The sequence below is a fragment of the Cellulomonas sp. A375-1 genome, assembly GCF_001040865.1.
In the GTDB taxonomy this organism is placed as follows: Bacteria; Actinomycetota; Actinomycetes; order Actinomycetales; family Cellulomonadaceae; genus Cellulomonas; species Cellulomonas gelida.
In genome coordinates, this window is the sequence record NZ_LFKW01000147.1 from 5,698 (window position 1) to 6,729 (window position 1,032).

Sequence of the window (1,032 nt, forward strand, 5' to 3'; positions counted from 1 at the left end):
CGTCGTGTTCACCGTCGCGCGCGGCGCGAGCGCGCTGCCGCACCTGAACTTCTTCACCGACGACATGGCGCAGGCCGGTCCGCTCGACCCGCTCGACCGTGGCGGGATCTGGCACGCGATCGTCGGGACGCTGCTGCAGATCGCGATCGCGCTGGTGATCACCGTGCCGCTCGGCCTGCTCACGGCACTGTTCCTCAGCGAGATGCCCGGGCGGCTCGCGCGGCTGGTGCGCACGGTGGTCGAGGCGATGACCGCGCTGCCGTCGATCGTCGCGGGGCTGTTCGTCTACGCGACGCTGATCCTCGCGCTCGGGGTGCCGAAGTCCGGCGTGGCCGCGGCGACCGCGATCAGCATCATGATGCTGCCGATCATGGTCCGGTCCTCGGACGTGGTGCTGCGGCTGGTGCCCGGGACGCTCAAGGAGGCGTCGTACGCGCTCGGCGCGGGCCAGCTGCGCACCGTCACCCACGTGGTGCTGCCCACCGCGCGCTCGGGCCTGACCACGGCGGTGATCCTCGCGACCGCGCGCGGCATCGGCGAGACCTCGCCGGTGCTGCTGACCTCGGGCTTCACGGCCGCGCTCAACGCGGACCCCACGCAGGGCCCGATGGTCTCGTTGCCGCTGGCGATCTTCCAGTTCGTGAAGTCACCCGAGCCGACGATGGTCGCGCGCGGGTTCGGCACGGCCGCCGTGCTGATGCTCCTGGTCCTGCTGCTGTTCGTCGTCGCGCGGGTCGTCGGCGGACGCACGCCGCTCACGGTCGACGCGCAGCGTCGTCGCCGCGAGCAGCGCCGCGCCGCGCTCGCCGCCGCGTGGCGGTCCGAGCTGCAGCGCACCCGCGCCCTGCTGCGTCGGGGCCGCGGTCAGCGGCCCTCGTCCGTCCCCGTCGCTCTCGAGGAGATCCCGTGAACCGCACCACGCGCACCACCCTCGCGGGGGTGCTCGCGCTCGTCGTCGCCGGGCTCGGCGCCGTGCTCGCGGCGGTGCCCGCGAGCGCCGCCGACTCCTACGTGCCCGTGAACGGCGCGGGC

At 74.1% G+C, this 1,032-nt stretch carries 1 protein-coding gene; it reads left to right on the top strand.

Annotated elements, in window-relative coordinates:
* A partial coding sequence (gene pstA, locus CWIS_RS15930; protein WP_048344328.1) for a phosphate ABC transporter permease PstA occupies positions 1-910 on the top strand: 910 nt, incomplete at its 5' end.
* Between the last annotated feature and the right edge of the window lie 122 nt (positions 911-1,032).